Annotated in this window: 18 protein-coding genes; 4 read left to right on the top strand and 14 right to left on the bottom strand. The window is 33.4% G+C overall.

What is annotated here, in order from left to right:
- Window position 1: 1 nt before the first annotated feature.
- From M9B42_02115 to M9B42_02105, 3 genes are read right to left on the bottom strand one after another with little or no spacing between them, the layout of a single operon-like run.
- Window positions 2-745 carry a hypothetical protein gene (locus M9B42_02115; protein URQ64638.1) on the bottom strand — a complete coding sequence of 248 codons (744 nt, stop codon included), beginning with the start codon at window positions 743-745 and terminating at the stop codon, window positions 2-4.
- A complete protein-coding gene (locus tag M9B42_02110; GenBank protein ID URQ64637.1) occupies window positions 742-1,275 on the bottom strand; it encodes a sigma-70 family RNA polymerase sigma factor in 534 nt (177 codons plus the stop codon). Before M9B42_02110 ends, M9B42_02115 begins: the two co-directional genes overlap by 4 nt.
- Window positions 1,276-1,307: 32 nt before the next feature.
- Window positions 1,308-1,541, bottom strand: coding sequence for a succinate dehydrogenase assembly factor 2 (locus tag M9B42_02105; GenBank protein URQ64636.1), 234 nt, complete (start codon window positions 1,539-1,541; stop codon window positions 1,308-1,310).
- Between the two features lie 37 nt (window positions 1,542-1,578).
- Here M9B42_02105 and M9B42_02100 point away from each other — a divergent pair, with 37 nt between their 5' ends.
- A complete protein-coding gene (locus tag M9B42_02100; GenBank protein URQ64635.1) occupies window positions 1,579-2,259 on the top strand; it encodes a hypothetical protein in 681 nt (226 codons plus the stop codon).
- On the opposite strand, the gene ung is transcribed toward M9B42_02100, so the two are convergent.
- Both ung and M9B42_02090 read right to left on the bottom strand, forming a co-directional pair.
- A complete protein-coding gene (ung, locus tag M9B42_02095) occupies window positions 2,228-2,890 on the bottom strand; it encodes a uracil-DNA glycosylase (GenBank protein ID URQ64634.1) in 663 nt (220 codons plus the stop codon). The genes M9B42_02100 and ung overlap by 32 nt on opposite strands.
- Window positions 2,891-3,160: 270 nt before the next feature.
- Window positions 3,161-4,348 (bottom strand): 3-phosphoglycerate dehydrogenase family protein, encoded by a 1,188-nt coding sequence (locus M9B42_02090; GenBank protein URQ64633.1) that lies wholly within the window; start codon window positions 4,346-4,348, stop codon window positions 3,161-3,163.
- Window positions 4,349-4,539: 191 nt separating this feature from the next.
- Between M9B42_02090 and M9B42_02085 the strand changes: the two genes are divergently transcribed.
- Window positions 4,540-7,365: a ribonucleoside-diphosphate reductase subunit alpha gene (locus tag M9B42_02085; protein URQ64632.1), complete on the top strand. Its 2,826-nt coding sequence runs from the start codon at window positions 4,540-4,542 to the stop codon at window positions 7,363-7,365.
- An 18-nt stretch (window positions 7,366-7,383) separates the two neighbouring features.
- On the top strand, window positions 7,384-8,664 hold the full coding sequence (locus tag M9B42_02080; protein ID URQ64631.1) for a ribonucleotide-diphosphate reductase subunit beta: 1,281 nt from the start codon (window positions 7,384-7,386) through the stop codon (window positions 8,662-8,664).
- A 54-nt stretch (window positions 8,665-8,718) separates the two neighbouring features.
- On the opposite strand, the gene M9B42_02075 is transcribed toward M9B42_02080, so the two are convergent.
- Window positions 8,719-9,636 carry an SDR family NAD(P)-dependent oxidoreductase gene (locus M9B42_02075; GenBank protein ID URQ64630.1) on the bottom strand — a complete coding sequence of 306 codons (918 nt, stop codon included), beginning with the start codon at window positions 9,634-9,636 and terminating at the stop codon, window positions 8,719-8,721.
- Window positions 9,637-9,726: 90 nt separating this feature from the next.
- Between M9B42_02075 and M9B42_02070 the strand changes: the two genes are divergently transcribed.
- On the top strand, window positions 9,727-10,713 hold the full coding sequence (locus tag M9B42_02070; protein ID URQ64629.1) for a malate dehydrogenase: 987 nt from the start codon (window positions 9,727-9,729) through the stop codon (window positions 10,711-10,713).
- On the opposite strand, the gene lysS is transcribed toward M9B42_02070, so the two are convergent.
- The 8 genes from lysS to rpsP all read right to left on the bottom strand — a co-directional run bounded on the left by lysS (window position 10,705) and on the right by rpsP (window position 16,849).
- Complete coding sequence (gene lysS, locus M9B42_02065; GenBank protein URQ64628.1) at window positions 10,705-12,171, bottom strand: lysine--tRNA ligase; 1,467 nt, start codon at window positions 12,169-12,171, stop codon at window positions 10,705-10,707. The two genes, M9B42_02070 and lysS, sit on opposite strands and share 9 nt — an antisense overlap.
- Window positions 12,161-13,256 (bottom strand): peptide chain release factor 2 gene (prfB, locus tag M9B42_02060; protein ID URQ64627.1). Its coding sequence is split into 2 segments (ribosomal slippage): window positions 12,161-13,193 and window positions 13,192-13,256, totalling 1,098 coding nucleotides; the frame shifts between segments, so codons are not numbered across the junction. The genes lysS and prfB overlap by 11 nt, the downstream gene beginning before the upstream one ends.
- Window positions 13,249-13,959 (bottom strand): thioredoxin fold domain-containing protein, encoded by a 711-nt coding sequence (locus M9B42_02055; GenBank protein ID URQ64626.1) that lies wholly within the window; start codon window positions 13,957-13,959, stop codon window positions 13,249-13,251. The genes prfB and M9B42_02055 overlap by 8 nt, the downstream gene beginning before the upstream one ends.
- Window positions 13,959-14,855, bottom strand: a complete 897-nt coding sequence (gene xerD, locus M9B42_02050; GenBank protein URQ64625.1) for a site-specific tyrosine recombinase XerD — start codon at window positions 14,853-14,855, stop codon at window positions 13,959-13,961. The genes M9B42_02055 and xerD overlap by 1 nt, the downstream gene beginning before the upstream one ends.
- Window positions 14,855-15,202, bottom strand: coding sequence for a 50S ribosomal protein L19 (gene rplS / locus M9B42_02045; GenBank protein URQ64624.1), 348 nt, complete (start codon window positions 15,200-15,202; stop codon window positions 14,855-14,857). The genes xerD and rplS overlap by 1 nt, the downstream gene beginning before the upstream one ends.
- The gene (trmD, locus tag M9B42_02040; protein URQ64623.1) at window positions 15,195-15,938 is read right to left on the bottom strand and encodes a tRNA (guanosine(37)-N1)-methyltransferase TrmD; all 744 of its coding nucleotides are present in this window, start codon (window positions 15,936-15,938) and stop codon (window positions 15,195-15,197) included. Before trmD ends, rplS begins: the two co-directional genes overlap by 8 nt.
- A complete protein-coding gene (rimM, locus tag M9B42_02035) occupies window positions 15,928-16,467 on the bottom strand; it encodes a ribosome maturation factor RimM (protein URQ64622.1) in 540 nt (179 codons plus the stop codon). Before rimM ends, trmD begins: the two co-directional genes overlap by 11 nt.
- Window positions 16,427-16,849 carry a 30S ribosomal protein S16 gene (gene rpsP / locus M9B42_02030; protein ID URQ64621.1) on the bottom strand — a complete coding sequence of 141 codons (423 nt, stop codon included), beginning with the start codon at window positions 16,847-16,849 and terminating at the stop codon, window positions 16,427-16,429. Before rpsP ends, rimM begins: the two co-directional genes overlap by 41 nt.
- Window positions 16,850-16,897: the final 48 nt, after the last annotated feature.

Below are 16,897 nucleotides of genomic sequence, written 5' to 3'. Positions count from 1 at the left end.
TTTAATTTATCTGAATAGAGTTAAGGATTTTCTTTCCAGAATCAATATCTATGTCACCAAAAACTGCAATGCTATGAGCTCTATTGTTGTGTATGTAAGTTTTCTTCAATAGAACAAAGTTTTCTCTTTTGTATTCACCGTCTGGCAAAGATGAATTTCTAGGGAGGTTTATAAAAATTGAAAATTCTTTTCTTTTTGCTGAGTTGATGAATCTATTTTTTGATGAAGGATCACTTTTAAACCCACTGGGCACCCAATTTGGAGAATAGCTTACAGGCATCGTAATTTCTGCAGCACCTCCCTGTGTAGGGCTGTAGTGTCTTGATGCAAACCTCAAAATTTCATTGTTCTGCAAATTTTCCAAAGTACGTTTTGCTTCTATGGATTTTGTTGCTTTGACAATGAGTGCTGATGCTTCATCATACCCCTCATGATTTATAGCTCTGTCAACAACTGTGTAACTTAAAAATACACCTAGGAAAAAAACAGACAAGGGCAGAACAATTCTTTGATTCAGGTAAGAAATAATTGATGAAATAGATAAATTTTTGATGTTTTTTTTAATACTGGTATTTGTAAGTTCTTTTGAAGCCAAGCTTAAATCAAACAACTTAAAATAAGCATCTTTCAAATTTGGATTTTTATCCATCTCACGAAGAAGATCCTTAATTTCATTAATTTCAAGCTCACCATCAATAAATGAGGAAATTTTCATTAATTGGTAATCATTTATTACTTGACTCATATTTTTATGTTCTCCATTAAAAACTTTCTTGCCCTGAAGATTCTTGACCTAACTGTCCCTACTGGAACATTTGTAATTAATGCTATTTCATCATAATTTTTATCATCAATTTCACATAAGACATAGGCAGTCCTCTGCTCTTCTGGAATTTGCTTTAAAAGCTGTTGAACTTGTTGAGATAACTCTTTTGTTTCAAAGTCTTTGATTATATTCTCGTTAGAATTTAGTGTACTTTCAAAACCCTCATCAATTTGAACTTCTTTCGAGGAATTAATTTTCGTAATAGCAAGATTAAACCCTATTCTATAGAGCCAAGTGTAAAAATTTGAATTTCCTTTAAATGTCTCGATCTTTTCCCATGCACGAATAAAAGACTGCTGAACAATGTCCTCGGTTTCATGAAAGTTTCTAAGAATTTTAAAAAGAGAATTATGTAGCCTACTTTTAAAAGTTGAAAACAGGATTTCAAAAGCGGCAGAATCCCCTTCTCTAGAAAGCTGGACTAAATTATCAACATTATTTTTTTTCATATAAAACTTTGATTGTAATTTACCTAAAAAGTTCAATCATTGATCATTTTTTTAAGATTTGGATATTTTAGTTCAAACTCATTTTTTTTTACAAAAAAGAGGTCAAAAATTTTTTGATCATCTAATTCTATTAATTCACTGAGTTCATTTTTTTGTTCAATATTTAAATGTTCATATGACGAGAGAAACTTCTTTATAATTTCAGTAGTTTCCTTCATGCCTCTTCTTGATTTAAAATTTAGTTTTTTGAACAACATGTCTTCCATAACTGAAAAGTACTATCAACTCAGAGATTATAGCCTTATGACTGTAAAAGGAGAAAGGTCTTATGAGTTTATTCAGGGCCAAGTTTCGTGTGATATAAACCTGGAACAAGAAAAAATTAACGGCCTGTTTTGTGATGAGAAAGGTTATGTGATAACAAATGCAACACTTTTTTTAGAGGAAGATATAAAAATTTTAATTAAAGATGATGTAGCCAAAATTTTGGAGAATGAACTATCGAAATATAGCAAATTTTATAAATGTTTAATTAAAACTAATAAAGCCGATGCTTTTGGGAGAATTTCAAACAAAGTTTTTGAAAAATGTTTAGGTAAAAAAGAAGATTTGTTATCACAACAAGAGTGGGATAGAGAGCAAATCTTAAACTTTTGTATTGATATTGATGGCCAACTTAGTTGCAAGCATAGATCAACCCAGTTTGGATACGCCTTCAAAGATTTTGTCTCATTTGAAAAAGGATGCTACAGAGGTCAAGAAGTAATATCGAGACTTAATTATCTTGCAAAAAATAAAAGGAAGTGTGTTGTTTTTAAGCAAAAGGGATTGGAGATTTTAAATGATTCAAATGGAAGAAAAATCGGAGAAAAAATATTTACAAAAACACTTGGAAAAGAGGAATTTGTACAATTTTTTGTTGAAGATTTAAATTTTTACCATAATGATAAAATTATTCTCCCAGTTGCCAGTCAATGGGTTTAATTCCTTCATTCAATAAAATTTTATTTGCTTTTGAAAAGTGCCTACATCCAAAAAAGCCATTATGTGCAGACAATGGAGAAGGATGTGCTGCTTCGAGAATATAATTGTTTTTGCCAATAAGACTTTTTTTTGTCTTTGCATAATTTCCCCAAAGTAAAAAAATAATTGAGCCTTTCTTTTGTATTTTTGAAATTACCAAATCGGTGAATTTTTCCCATCCAATTTTTGAATGAGAGCCAGGCTTTCCCTCCACTACTGACAAATTTACATTAAGAAGAAGAACTCCCTGCTCTGCCCATGAGGTTAAATCTCCATGCTTATTTACAATTTTCAAATCATCTTCAATTTCTTTAAATATATTTTTTAGTGATGCAGGTATTTTTATATTTTTATTTACAGAAAATGCTAAGCCATTAGCTACACCAAATGTTGGGTATGGATCTTGCCCAATAATTACAATTTTAGTTTTCTCATAATCACACTTTTCAAAAGCTTTGAAAAAATCTTTTGGTGGCGGAAATATATTATGGCCATCCCTGTTTGATTTAATTAAAGAGGTTTTAATTTCCTTGAAATACGGTTTTTTAGTCTCTTGATTTATAAAATTTTGCCAAGAAAAAATTTCACTCATTTACTTAAAAATAACACATTTTTTTATCCACAAAAACTGTGGATAACTTTGGGGAAAAGTAACTTAAAATTTCATAAACCCTTCGTGAAGTAAAGACTTTGATGAATTTGTATAATTTTTAATCAATATAAAAAAAACCAGTAATAATGGGCTTTTCAGAGATTTCTTATTAAAAAATTATACTGAAGCATCAATTTTCCTTTGTAAAATAGGGTAGTTTATAGTCTTGTGAGAAAATCAACACTTTGTAACAAAAAAAACCCTGTTTTTTTAATAACATACTCTGGCATTTGTAACGCCGTTTATGTTAAGAAGTTTAGAAATTGTTTGATCGCCGAACTTTTCATCAGAGTCGATAATATTACAAGCAAATTCTCCTCTACTTTTATTCACAAATTCTAAAATATTAATCTTTTCATTTGCTAGAGTTTCAGCAACTTGACTAATAATGCCTGGATGATTTTTATTAGTTATGAAAATTCTATGCTTCGCGACAGTATCAGAATTAATGTTTGGAAAGTTAACACTATTTTCTATTTTCCCAAATTTTAAAAAATTAGATATTTGCACACATGCCATTCTGGCACAATTCTCTTCACTTTCTTTTGTACTTGCTCCAAGATGAGGAAAAATAATAATATCTTTTTTGCTTTTAAGCCTTTGCAAAAGTTTTTTAGTAGGAAAATCTGTTATGTATTTATAAATTTGCTCTTTATCGAGAGCATCAATCAGATCTTCCTCAAGTACTATGCCTCCCCTTGAAAAATTAACAAGCACACAATCTTTTTTAAAAGAATTGAAGATTTTTTTATTTATTATTCCCTTCGTTTCACCATTTAGTGGAATATGTAAGGATACGTAATCTGCATCTTTCAAAGCCTCTTCTATTGAGTTACATCTAATTAAAGTTGAAGGCAAGCCTAAAGCAACATCGACTGTTAGCCCTGGATCATATCCCTGAACTTGCATCCCTAGACTCATTGCCTGACTTGCAACAAGAGAACCAATTGCACCCAAACCCAAAACACATAATTTTTTCTCTTTTACCTCTTGCCCAACAAATTGTTTTTTCATACTCTCTATTTCCACAGCAACTTCATCATCATTCAAGTCATCAATATCAATAGAGTCGAGAGTTTTATTGCCCGTTACTAAATCTCTTTTTCCGAGTATTAGGGCACATATAACCATTTCTTTAACCGCATTTGCGTTTGCTCCAGGAGTATTAAAAACAACTATTCCTTTTTCTGAACAGTTTTGAACATTTATATTATTTGTTCCGGCTCCAGCTCTTGAAATTGCAAATAAACTTCTTTCATATTTGGCTTCAAAGATATTTTTACTTCTTAAAACAATTCCTGAAAAGTCTTCTTCATTCTCCCCACAAATAACAAATTTATTTTCTTCAAGAATATCTAATCCAGCTTTCGAAATATTATTTAAAACTTGTATTTTCATGAAATTTTGTAAACTAAAGAATACACATTAAAGTCACTATTTCAAAGGCATCCCAGCTAAAGTTTAAAATTTTATCCATAAGTTATCAACAGAAAAACCACATCATATTGTGTACGAATGTAAAAATAACACAACATATTGTGTTGAAATACTTGAATGTGAATCATATCTATAGAAGAATACATATTGGTATGGAACAACAGATAACAGAAACAGGAACAAAAGAAGAGCTTTCTCCTAACTTCGCACTCAAGCCTGGAAAGATGCGAGTAATGAAAAGAAACGGCAAAGTTGTTGCCTTTGATAGAGAAAAAATCAAAGTTGCAATTATGAAAGCTTTTCTCGCTGTTGAAGGAAGTTCTGCCGCTGCTTCAACAAGAATACATGACCAAGTAGAACAACTTACTGATGATGTTGTTTCTGTTTTTGAAAGAAGAATGCCCTCTGGGGGATCACTTCATATAGAGGATATTCAAGATCAGGTCGAGTTGCAGTTAATGAGAAATGAGCATCAACAAGTTGCACGGTCATACGTTCTTTACAGAGAGGAAAGAAAAAATCAAAGAAACGAGGAACAGCTAAAACGTGAGACTACATCACAAAAATCTGAAGAAAGCTCAAATAATGAAGTAAGCGAAGGGTTCGAAAGCAAAGTGCATAAAGCTTGCGAAGGGCTGGTTGATGTAAATCCAGAAGAGCTAATTGAAGCTATTAGAGCTACAGCATACGAAGGAATATCAGAAGAAGATCTTTCAAACTGCATCTTAATTGCAGCTAGAACCTTTGTAGAAAAAGAACCAAACTACTCTTTCGTAACAGCTAGACTGCTATTAGATGACATTGAAAATGAGGTATTACGTTTTCTAGATATTGACACATCAATAAAAAAGGACAGATCAAAAATGTATCAAAAAGCCTTAGTGGGCTCGATAGAAAAAGGTATTGAGCTTGAGTTCCTAGACGAAAGGTTAAAAGACTTTGATTTAGACAGGCTGGGGAAAAGTATAAAAGCAGAAAATGATCTTAACTTTACATTTTTAGGCCTACAAACTCTCTACGATAGATATTTTATTACCCACGAGGATACAAGATATGAAATGCCTCAGGTTTTCTTGATGAGAGTGGCTATGGGTCTTTCTGTAGATGAAAAAGATAAGAACGACAAAGCTGAGGAATTTTATAAATTACTCTCAAGTTTTGATTACATGAGTTCTACTCCTACATTGTTTAACTCCGGTACAAGAAGGCCACAATTATCTTCATGTTATCTAACAACTGTTCCTGATGATTTAAGTGGGATTTATGGTGCGATACACGACAACGCAATGTTATCAAAATGGGCAGGTGGTTTAGGGAATGATTGGACAAATGTAAGAGCACTCGGTTCAAGAATCAAAGGTACTAACGGGAAAAGCCAAGGCATTGTTCCTTTCTTAAAGGTATCAAATGATACAGCTGTTGCTGTTAATCAAGGTGGTAAAAGAAAGGGCGCCTTTTGTGCTTATTTGGAATGTTGGCACCTAGATGTAGAGGAGTTTCTTGAATTAAGGAAAAATACTGGAGACGACAGAAGAAGAACTCATGATATGAATACAGCAAACTGGATTCCTGATTTATTCATGAAGAGGCTGATGAAAAATGAGGAATGGACACTATTTTCACCTTCTGATGCACCTGAACTACATGATTTGTATGGTAAAGAGTTTGAGAAGAAATATGAAGAGTATGAAAAACTTGCCGCTTCAGGTGAGATTAAGCTTTTCAAAAAAATCAAAGCAGAAGATTTATGGAGAAAAATCTTAACAATGCTTTTTGAGACTGGACATCCATGGATTACATTCAAAGACCCATGCAATATAAGATCACCACAAGGGCATGTTGGCACAGTACACTCCTCAAATCTTTGTACAGAAATAACACTGAACACAAATAAAGATGAAATTGCAGTTTGCAACTTAGGCAGCATTAACTTACCCCAACACATACAAGATGGGAAAATTAACGTCGAGCAATTGAAATCGTCAGTTAAAACAGCAATAAGAATGTTAGATAACGTGATAGATATTAATTACTATCCAGTACCGCAAGCAGAAAACTCAAATAAAAAACATCGTCCTATTGGGTTGGGAATGATGGGCTTTCAAGATGCACTGTACAAACTAAACATCCCATACAATTCAGAAGAAGCTGTTAATTTCGCTGATGAGTCTATGGAACTTATAAGCTATTTTGCTATTCAGGCGTCAGCCGAGCTAGCTGAAGAGAGAGGAACATATGAAAGTTATGCAGGGTCTTTGTGGGATCAAGGAATTTTCCCATTAGACTCGATAAAAATTCTTGCTGAAGAGAGAGGTGCGGATTTTATTGACCAAAATACTGATGCCAAGCTTGATTGGAAGAAAGTTAGGGATCAGGTAAAAAAACATGGCATGAGAAACTCAAATGTAATGGCTATAGCTCCAACTGCGACAATAGCCAATATTACTGGAGTATCGCCGTGTATTGAGCCTACATACCAAAACTTATATGTTAAATCCAATTTATCTGGAGAATTTACTGTTATTAATCCATACCTTGTTGAAGAGCTGAAAAAAGAACAGCTTTGGGATGACGTGATGATAGCAGATTTAAAGTACTCAGAGGGATCATTAGCAAGCATTAATAGGGTTCCTAAAAATATAAAAAATATGTTTCAAACTGCTTTCGAGGTTGAACCAAAATTTATAGTTGAATCAGCAAGTCGTCGACAAAAGTGGATCGACCAAGCGCAGTCTTTGAATCTATATATTAGTAATGTAGATGGGAAAAAACTAGATAACACCTACAAAATGGCATGGTACAAAGGACTAAAAACAACATATTACTTGAGAGCAATAGGAGCTACTTCGACAGAAAAGGCTACTGTCGATAAAGGAAGTTTAAATGCAGTAGAAACGAACAGAGAGGAGAATATGGCAGCGAGTCAAGCCCCAAAGGCTTGTAGCATTCTGGATCCAGATTGTGAGGCATGTCAGTAAAATTTTAAGGAGAATATTATGTTAGATTGGGATAGCACGGAAAAAACCGAAAATCTTGAGAGTCAGGAGAAAAAAACTGAACCTCAAGTATCAGAAACTCAGAATAATGAGGTTCAAGTTCAAAGTGCAGTTCAGAATGTAGAACCAGCACCAAAAGTAGAAATAAACTCTAAACCGGAAGTTACAAATGATCTGATGGATCTTGAAAATTACATTACCAAAAAAGAACCAACGGAAGAAGATTTAGAAATTGCAAAACAAAAAATGCAAGACGTACTAGAAGGCAGGGTGCAAGTTGGGCAAAAAGCCATGATTAATTCAAGGGCAGATCTCAACCAACTTGTTCCCTTTAAATATAAGTGGGCTTGGCAAAAGTATTTGGATGGAAGTGCCAATCACTGGATGCCGCAAGAAGTAAATATGAATGCCGATATTGCACTTTGGAAGGATCCTGATGGCTTAACAGATGATGAAAGAATGATTGTAAAAAGAAGCTTAGGATTCTTTTCAACTGCTGATTCCTTAGTTGCAAACAATATTGTCTTAGCAGTTTACAGACTAATCACAAATCCAGAGTGCAGGCAGTATCTTCTCAGACAAGCCTTTGAAGAGGCCATACATACACATGCATATCAATACTGTGTTGAGTCTTTAGGAATGGATGAAGGAGAAATTTTTAATATGTATAGAGAAGTTCCATGTGTAGAAAAGAAAGCATCTTGGGGTTTGAAATATACAAAACAACTTGAAGATCCTTCTTTTGAAACTGGAACCCCTGAAAAAGATAAAGAGTTCTTAAGTAATTTGGTTGCATATTACTGTGTTCTCGAGGGAATGTTTTTTTATTGTGGCTTTTCACAAATATTATCAATGGGAAGAAGGAATAAGATGACAGGAGTGAGTGAACAATTTCAATACATTATGCGAGATGAGTCTATGCACGTAAACTTCGGAATTGATGTGATAAATACCATAATCAACGAGAATCCACACTTATGGGATGATGATATGAAAAAACGTGCAAAAGATATGATTGTCGAAGGTACGAATCTCGAGATTGAATATGCTAGAGATACTATGCCAAGGGGTGTTCTTGGAATGAATGCAAAAGTTATGGAAGAGTATCTAAAATTTATTTGTAACCGTAGGTTGCAACAAATAGGTCTTACTGAAGAGTATGCAGGGGTTGAAAATCCGTTTCCGTGGATGTCTGAGATTATGGACCTTAAAAAGGAAAAGAATTTCTTTGAAACAAGAGTAATCGATTACCAGGTCGGTGGTGCTCTTAATTTTGATTAAGTCCTAAGCTTGCACTGCTGTAGGTCTGCAACTATGGCGGTGCTTTCTGGGAAACTATTTATTTTGTTCAGCTTTCCCAATTGTTTCAAAATGCTTAATTGCTACATCCCCTCCTTGAAGTGGACGTCTTGCATCTTTATTATCGCAAACTTCTGGCCAATGCTCTGCAACTGACTCAGCATTAAAACTTTCATCAGTACCGAAATACTTGCCCATAGTTTCCATGATATATGTATTAGCAATTACACCTGCTCCTGCTTGCAAAATTTCACCATTAGGAGCTTTTTCACTTGCGAGAAAAATAACTGCAGGAATAATGTATTTTGGATCAAGCTTATCTTTAAAATCATCAGGGAAAAGGCTTTCTGTCATTCTTGTTGTAGCTGTAGGGGCTATAGCATTTGTATGTATATTATATTTTGCACCCTCAAGTTTTAATGTATTCATTAAACCAACAACACCCATCTTTGCTGCACCATAATTTGTTTGTCCAAAGTTTCCGAATAATCCTGAAGACGATGAAGTCATGATTATTCTTCCATACTCTTGTTCTTTCATTATTGGAAAAACTGTATGTGCGCACAATGCTGAGCCAAGTAAATGAACGTTCACTACTGTTACGAAATCTTCCCAAGGCATTTTTGCAAATGATTTATCTCTTAAAATTCCAGCATTATTCACAAGAACATCCACTCTGCCCCATTTTTCCATTGCTTGTTCGACCATATTCTTTACTTCATCTTGATTGCAGACATTAGCCCCATTTGCCATTGCATCTCCACCGTTATCTTGAATTTCTTTTACAACAGTTTCTGCAGCTGTAAGAGAGCCCCCTGAACCGTCTACAGCCCCTCCTAAATCGTTAACGACTACTTTTGCACCTCTTTTTCCTAATTCTAGTGCATATCCTTTTCCTATACCGCCACCGGAACCTGTTACTATTGCTACCTTACCTTCGAAATCTAATGACATGAGTTGTCTCCTTAAAAAATTATCTTCAGAATGTAAATTCTAATGGAATTAAGATACAAGTAAACATAGAATAGAGATAATTTTTAATCTATGAAAGTTGTTGTAACAGGAGCTGCTGGACAAATATCTTATTCACTTATTCCGTTTCTTTGTGAAAATGGAATTTTTAAGAGTAATGAGAAAATTGACTTCTCACTTGTAGAAATTCCCTCAGCAATGGAGAAACTATCAGGTTTTGTTAAAGAGCTTGAAGACTCCGCTTATTCAAATATTAGTTCCATTTCAGTGCATGACAACATCAACTCTGCAGTTGAAGATGCTGATTGGTGTTTACTTGTTGGCTCAATTCCGAGAGGGATAGTCCTAAATGGTAAGGAGATAAAAGAAAGGGCAGATCTTCTAAAAATAAATGGAGGGATTTTTACGGAACAAGGAAAAGCTATAGGTTCAAAAGCAAAAGATTCATGTAAAATTCTTGTTGTTGGCAATCCAGCAAATACAAATGCTCTTATCGGCTGCACTAATGCAAATAATCCATCACAAAAATGGATGGCAATGACTATGCTCGATGCATTAAGAGCAAAAGCTCAAGTTGCTTTGAAACTTCAAGTGCATGTGGATGATATATATAGGCTTGCCATTTTTGGTAATCATAGCCCTACTATGTTTCCAGATTTAGAGAATGCTTTGCTAGATGGAGAAATTATTTATAAAAAAATAAATGATCATGATTGGGTTGAACATAAGTTCCTTCCAAAAATTCAGCAAAGGGGTGCAGAAATTATAAAATCCCGAGGAGCCTCATCTGCCTCATCCGCTGCACGAGCTGCATGTGAAACAGTTTCTTCAGTAGAGAACCCAACCAGATCTGGTGATGTTTTTAATGCTGCAATACTTAGTGATGGTTCATATGGAGTGGCTGAAGGAGTTTTTTCTGGATTCCCTCTTACATCAGATGGTATGGGAAATATTAATATTGTAAGAGATTTCTCTTTAAGTGAATTTGCCAAATCAAGAATAGCCTTGACTTCAAATGAATTAGTTGAAGAAAGAGAGCTTGTTAAAGATTTACTTTAAAGTAGGAAAAAAAACTACATCCCTAATTGATGTCTTATCAGTTGCAAGCATAATCAATCTATCTATACCGATACCTACACCTACTGCTGGAGGCATTCCATGGTGTAGAGCATCAAGATAGTCATCATCAAAGAACATTGCCTCGTCATCTCCTGAGTCTTTTTGTTTAACTTGATCTAAGAATCTCTGTTCTTGATCATGAGGATCATTCAACTCATTAAAAAAGTTTGCAAATTCTTTACCTGCAATAAATAGCTCAACTCTATCAGTAAATTCTTTCTCTTCATCTTTTCTTCTAGATAAAGGAGACACCTCAAAAGGATAATCTTTAACAAAAGTTGGTTGCCATAATTTTTTCTCAACAAACTTTTCAAATAGCTCAAGAAGCACTTTACCCCAACCCCAGTTTTTTTCTATTTTTATTTTTTTCTTTTTTGCAAGATCAAATATATCCTCTTCATTCTCTAAAGATTCAACATTTAGCTCTTCCTTAACTAACTCTTTGAGTGACCTTATTTCAAAGTCTTTTTCAAAATTAATATTTTTTTGATCATAGGTAATTTTCAATGAATCATTGACGGCAAGGATGCTATCTTGAATCAATTTCTGGATAAATTTTGCAGTTGTTTGTAAATCTCCATATGCTTCATAGAATTCGAGCATAGTAAATTCAGGGTTATGAATTGTCGAAATACCTTCATTTCTGAAATTTCTATTGATTTCAAAAACCTTTTCATATCCTCCAACAAGAAGTCGTTTTAAATATAGCTCTGGGGCTACTCTAAGGTAAAGTTTTTTATCTAATGCATTATGATGAGTTTCAAAAGGTCTTGCATTTGCTCCTCCTGGTATTGGATGCATCATTGGAGTTTCAACTTCTAAAAATCCGTTAGACTCAAGGTTTGTTCGAAGAGACTTAATAATTTTATTTCTTTTTATAAACACTTCTCTTGATTCAGGATTGCTCATTAAGTCCAAATAGCGTTTACGATAAATAGTTTCTATATCTGTTAATCCTTTATGTTTTTCTGGCATTGGTTTAAGTGATTTTGTTAACAGCTCGAAAGAATCAAGATCTACTGTAAGTTCATCAGTATTTGTTCTAAACAAAATACCTTTAACTCCAATGATATCGCCTAAATCTAAGTCTTTGGCTTCATCTAATTTTTCATTTAGTTTATTTCTAGATAAAAAAATCTGTAACCTTCCAGAACTATCCTCTAGCGTCATAAAAGCTGCGTTACCCATAACACGTTTCAAAACTATTCTGCCTGCTGTGCATATGGAAACTTTTTTATCCTCAAGTGAGCTTTTTGAACTTTTGCTAAATTTTGATGAAATCTCGCCTAGATAATCTTTCTTTTCAAATTTATTTGGATAATTAAAACCTTTTTCTCTAAGAATTTTAAGTTTTTCCTCTCTGTCTTTTTGCACCTTTGTTAAATCTTTAGAATCCATTTTTTAAACTTGCCTTTATGAAGTTATTAATTTTACCATCTAAAACTGCTTGGGTATTTGTTTCTTCATGCTTTGTTCTTATATCTTTAATTCTTGACTGATCAAGAACATAAGACCTAATCTGATTCCCCCATCCTATGTCTGTCTTTGAATCCTCTAGTTTTTGAATTTCCTGTTCTTTTTTTTGAATTTCTAATTCATATAGCTTTGATTTTAGCTGCTTGATAGCCCTGTCTTTATTTTGATGCTGTGATCTTTGTGATTGGCATTGAACTACTAGCCCAGTTGGTTCATGCGTTAATCGCACTGCAGAATCTGTTTTATTGACATGCTGGCCTCCAGCACCAGATGCTCTGTATGTATCAATTCGGACCTTTGACATATCAAGCTCAATATCTATTTCATCATCAATTTCTGGAGATACAAAAACAGCAGCAAAAGATGTATGGCGCCTACTTCCTGAATCAAAAGGTGATTTTCTAACTAAACGATGTATCCCGGTCTCAGTTCTCATCCAGCCGTAGGCATAGTTTCCAGAAATATTAATACTTGCGCTTTTGATGCCAGCAACTTCTCCAGGTGAAAATTCTTCGACCTTTATTTCAAAATTCATATCCTCTGCCCAACGTGTATACATTCTATATAACATTTCTGCCCAATCTTGTGCCTCAGTTCCGCCAGATCCAGATTGAATATCTACAAAAGCATTTGCTAGATCATTTTTTTTAGAAAAGTATCTTTTTGTTTCAAGATCATCAATTTGAGATTCAAGTAAAGTTAGAGCTTTTAACTGCTTTGGAATTTCACCTTCTTCGTTAATTTCAAATGATATTTTTAGCGTCTCTTCTATATCATTAAATTTTTCTTCAATCCCTTTAAATTCACTAAGTTTAGTTTCTTTCTCGGTTTTTTCTTTATTTAGCTTGCTTATTTTTATGTGATCTTTCCAAATCTCAGGATCTTCTAACTTTTGATTAAGAATTTGTAGTTGCCCTACAAGAGAATCAGGGTCAAAGGAACCCCCTGAGTTCGCCAATTCTCTTAGCTATTTTATTTAAGTCTAATAAAATCTCAGATTTATCCATTTATTATAATTTCTATCAATTCTTCTGCTGGTATATAACCAGGCACTATTCTTCCATCGCTTAATACTATTGTAGGAGTACCTGTAGCTCCAATCAATCTTCCAGTTTTAAAATGGTCTTCGACAGGGTTAGTGCATGCGTTTGCTTCAATATCATTTCCTTTCTTTAATTCAGTAATAGCTACATTCCTGTTATCACTGCACCAAAGTTTCTGCATATCCTCAAATACTTTTCCCACAAGACCATCTTGAGGAAATGCAAGATAATTTACAGTAATTCCCAAGTCAAGATAATTATCTATTTGGCTATGCATTAATCTGCAATAGGCACAAGAAACGTCGGTAAAAACTGTAATTTCAGTAATCTCCTTCGGAGATTTAAATTGTATAAATTCTTTTTTATTTATCTTCTTTATAAGGTTTTGAGCAAATAATGAGCGGTACTTTATATTTAAGGAGTCGTAACCCTGATCTAATCTTTTCTTTAGTAGATCTCCAACAAAAAAATATTCAAAATCTTTTGAAATAAATAGAATTTGATTATTGTCTACATTCACAACAAAAAAACCATCTAGCTCTGCTTGATCTATAAAATTAATCGTCAAATCATTTGGAAGTAACGCTTTTATCTTTTTCTCTACTTCTTCATCAGAAAAAATATTTAAGAAAAAAAGTGATGTAAATATAAAAATGTAGCGCCTCATTATCCCCTTGGGTGATGCTTTTTATGTAAATTTTTTATTTCAGATTGAGCAACATGCGTATAAATTTGAGTGGTAGATAAATCAGCATGGCCTAGAAGAAGCTGCACAGACCTAAGATCTGCACCATTATTAAGCATATGAGTTGCAAAAGCATGTCTTAGAGTATGTGGGTAAACCTCTTTCTTGATTCCCTCTCTCTTTATATAGACCTTAATTCTGTGCCAAATGCTTTGTCTTGTAATCTGTCGTCCATGAGTTGAGAGAAATATATTCATGTGATCTCTATCCTTACAAAGGACATCCCTAGATGAAGATAAGTATTTATTTAACATTTCCACTGATTTTTCTGATAAGGGAATTAATCTCTCTTTTCCACCTTTACCAAAAACTTTTACTGATCCTCTATTTAAGTCAAGATTATGTTTAGCAAGATTTACTAATTCACTAATTCTCATACCTGTAGCATAAAGCATATATAAAATAGCCTTATCTCTTAACTCAATGTAATGAGTTTCTTTTGGCGAATTTAAAATTTTATCGACTTCGTCAACATCGAGAGTTGTTGGCAAAAAAAGGCCTGATTTAGGAGAATCAATATTGGCTGTTGGATTTACATCAATATGTTTTGAGCTTATTAAATATTTAAAAAATGATTTCATTGAGGAAATATTCCTTGATATTGTCTTTGAGGAAAATCCATTATCCAAGAGATTACTTAAATAAGAAAGAATTGTAAGGTGATCAGCATTTAAAACAGTTTTGCCTCCTTTTGATAAAAAGGATTCAAATTTAATTAAGTCATTTCTGTAAGAGTGAAGAGTGTTCTGTGATACGTTTTTTTCGAGCCAAATTGAATCTAAGAAGCTTTCAATAAGAAGTTTTGAATCAGAAGGCACTAATTAATTTTTTCTTTGATCCTTGCAGATTTGCCAGATCTTTCTCTTATGTAGTAAATTTTAGATTGTCGCACAAGACCCTTTCTTTTTACTTTAATCGAATCTATCAACGGGCTATGAGTCTGAAATGTTCTTTCAACACCTACGCCACTTGAAATCTTTCTCACTATAAAGGAAGAATTTAAACCTCTATTTTTCTTACTTATTACTAAACCCTCGAAAGCTTGCAGTCTTGTCCTTTTTCCTTCAGTCACTTTTACTTGGACCACTATAGTATCACCAGTTCTGAATTCTGGGTGTTCTTTTAATTGCTCTTTTTCAAACTTATCAAGAATATTTTCAGCCATCTCCCTTCCTTAGATTTTTTTGTGCTAACTCGTACTTTTGTAATAATATCATTTCTTTTTCAGAAAGTTGCAGATTAGAAAATAAATCTGGTCGTTTTTGCTTCGTAACCCATAAACTATTTGCTATTTTCCATTCTTTCACTAATTCATGATTTCCAGAAACTAATTCATCTGGAACTTTTCTTCCCTCAAAATCTCTTGGCCTTGTGTATGAATGACCTTTTAGTCTACCATCAGAAAAACTGTCATTGGTTAGTGATTTTTCATTTCCAAGAGCGCCAGGTAAATTTCTAACAATTGAGTCAATAAGTACGGTAGCTGCAATTTCACCACCACTTAAAACATAATCTCCTATTGAAATTTCTTCATCGACATATTCATCAACAATTCTCTGATCTATCCCCTCATATCTACCACAAATTATTGTTAAATCATTTAAAATTGCTAGCTCTTTGACCTTTTTTTGATTTAGTGTTTCACCTTGAGGAGAAAGATAAATTACTTTTCCTTTGTTTTTAACTAAGTTCATAGCTTTTGAAATTGGAATAGGTGAAATAATCATACCTTCTGAACCTGAGAAAGGTTTATCATCAATAGATCCATAAGAATTCAAAGGATAATCTTTTAAATCAATCTTATGAATTTCTAAAATATTTTTTTCAATTGCTGTCCCAGTAACGCCATAATTAAGGGAGTCTAATATTTGAGGAAAAACAGCAAGAATATTAATTTTCATCTATATCCCAATCAACAATAATTAGATTATTATCCTTTTCAAACTTTTGAAAAAATTCGTTTTCAACAGGAACTATAATTTCTTGACCTTTTTTATTATCTATAAAAATTAAATCTGAAGCGCCGTGATTTTCTATTTTTTTGACTATACCTAACTTTTGCCCTTCTAAATTATTTACAGTTGCTCCTATTAAATCATCCCAGTAATACTCTTTTTCACCTAATTCTGGAAGCATGTCCTTATGAATAAAAATTTCTTTATTTGTAAATTCTCTAGCAGCTTCAATGGAGTCAATTCCTGAAATCTGACCAAAAATTTTTCCAGACCCATCAGTAAATATTTTTAAATTCATTTCATTACCATCTTTATAAAAAAAATGGGAATAATTTAAGATATCTTTTTCTTGCTCAGTAAATGAATGGACCTTGATCTGTCCAGTAACGCCATGGGTCTTACCAAATTTTCCTATTACTAGAAGGTTCAGACTACTAACCCTTCTTTTCTGAGGGATTCTCTTCTGCCGGAGCATCCTCTGCTGGTGCTGCCTCTTCTGCTGGTGCCTCAGCTGCTGCCTTTTCGGCCTCTTCTTGTTTTTTCAGAACATCTCGTTCTTTTCTTCTTTGTTTCTGTGCTAATTTTTTTTCTTCAATTTTTTCAACATCCTCTTCACTCAACTTTGATCTTTTGTAAAGTGTCATTACTGTATCGCTTGGTATTGCTCCTACAGACGTCCAATAGTCGAACCTCTCTACATCGAGTTTTATTTTTTCTTCTCCTTTTTTGGCTATTGGATTAAAGAAACCTAACTTCTCAATGTGATTACCATCTCTTTTTTTTCTTCTGTCAGTTACACAAATATGATAGAAAGGCCTTTTTTTTGCCCCTGTTCTTGAAAGTCTTATAACAACCATTTTTTTCTGTATAATATTTGAAAATGGAATTTTACACCTTTTCTATAA

The sequence above is a fragment of the SAR86 cluster bacterium genome, from assembly GCA_023703535.1.
Lineage (GTDB): Bacteria > Pseudomonadota > Gammaproteobacteria > Magnimaribacterales > TMED112 > TMED112.
The sequence above is the reverse complement of the archived record's forward strand: the minus strand, read 5'-3'. Positions and strand labels throughout refer to the sequence as shown.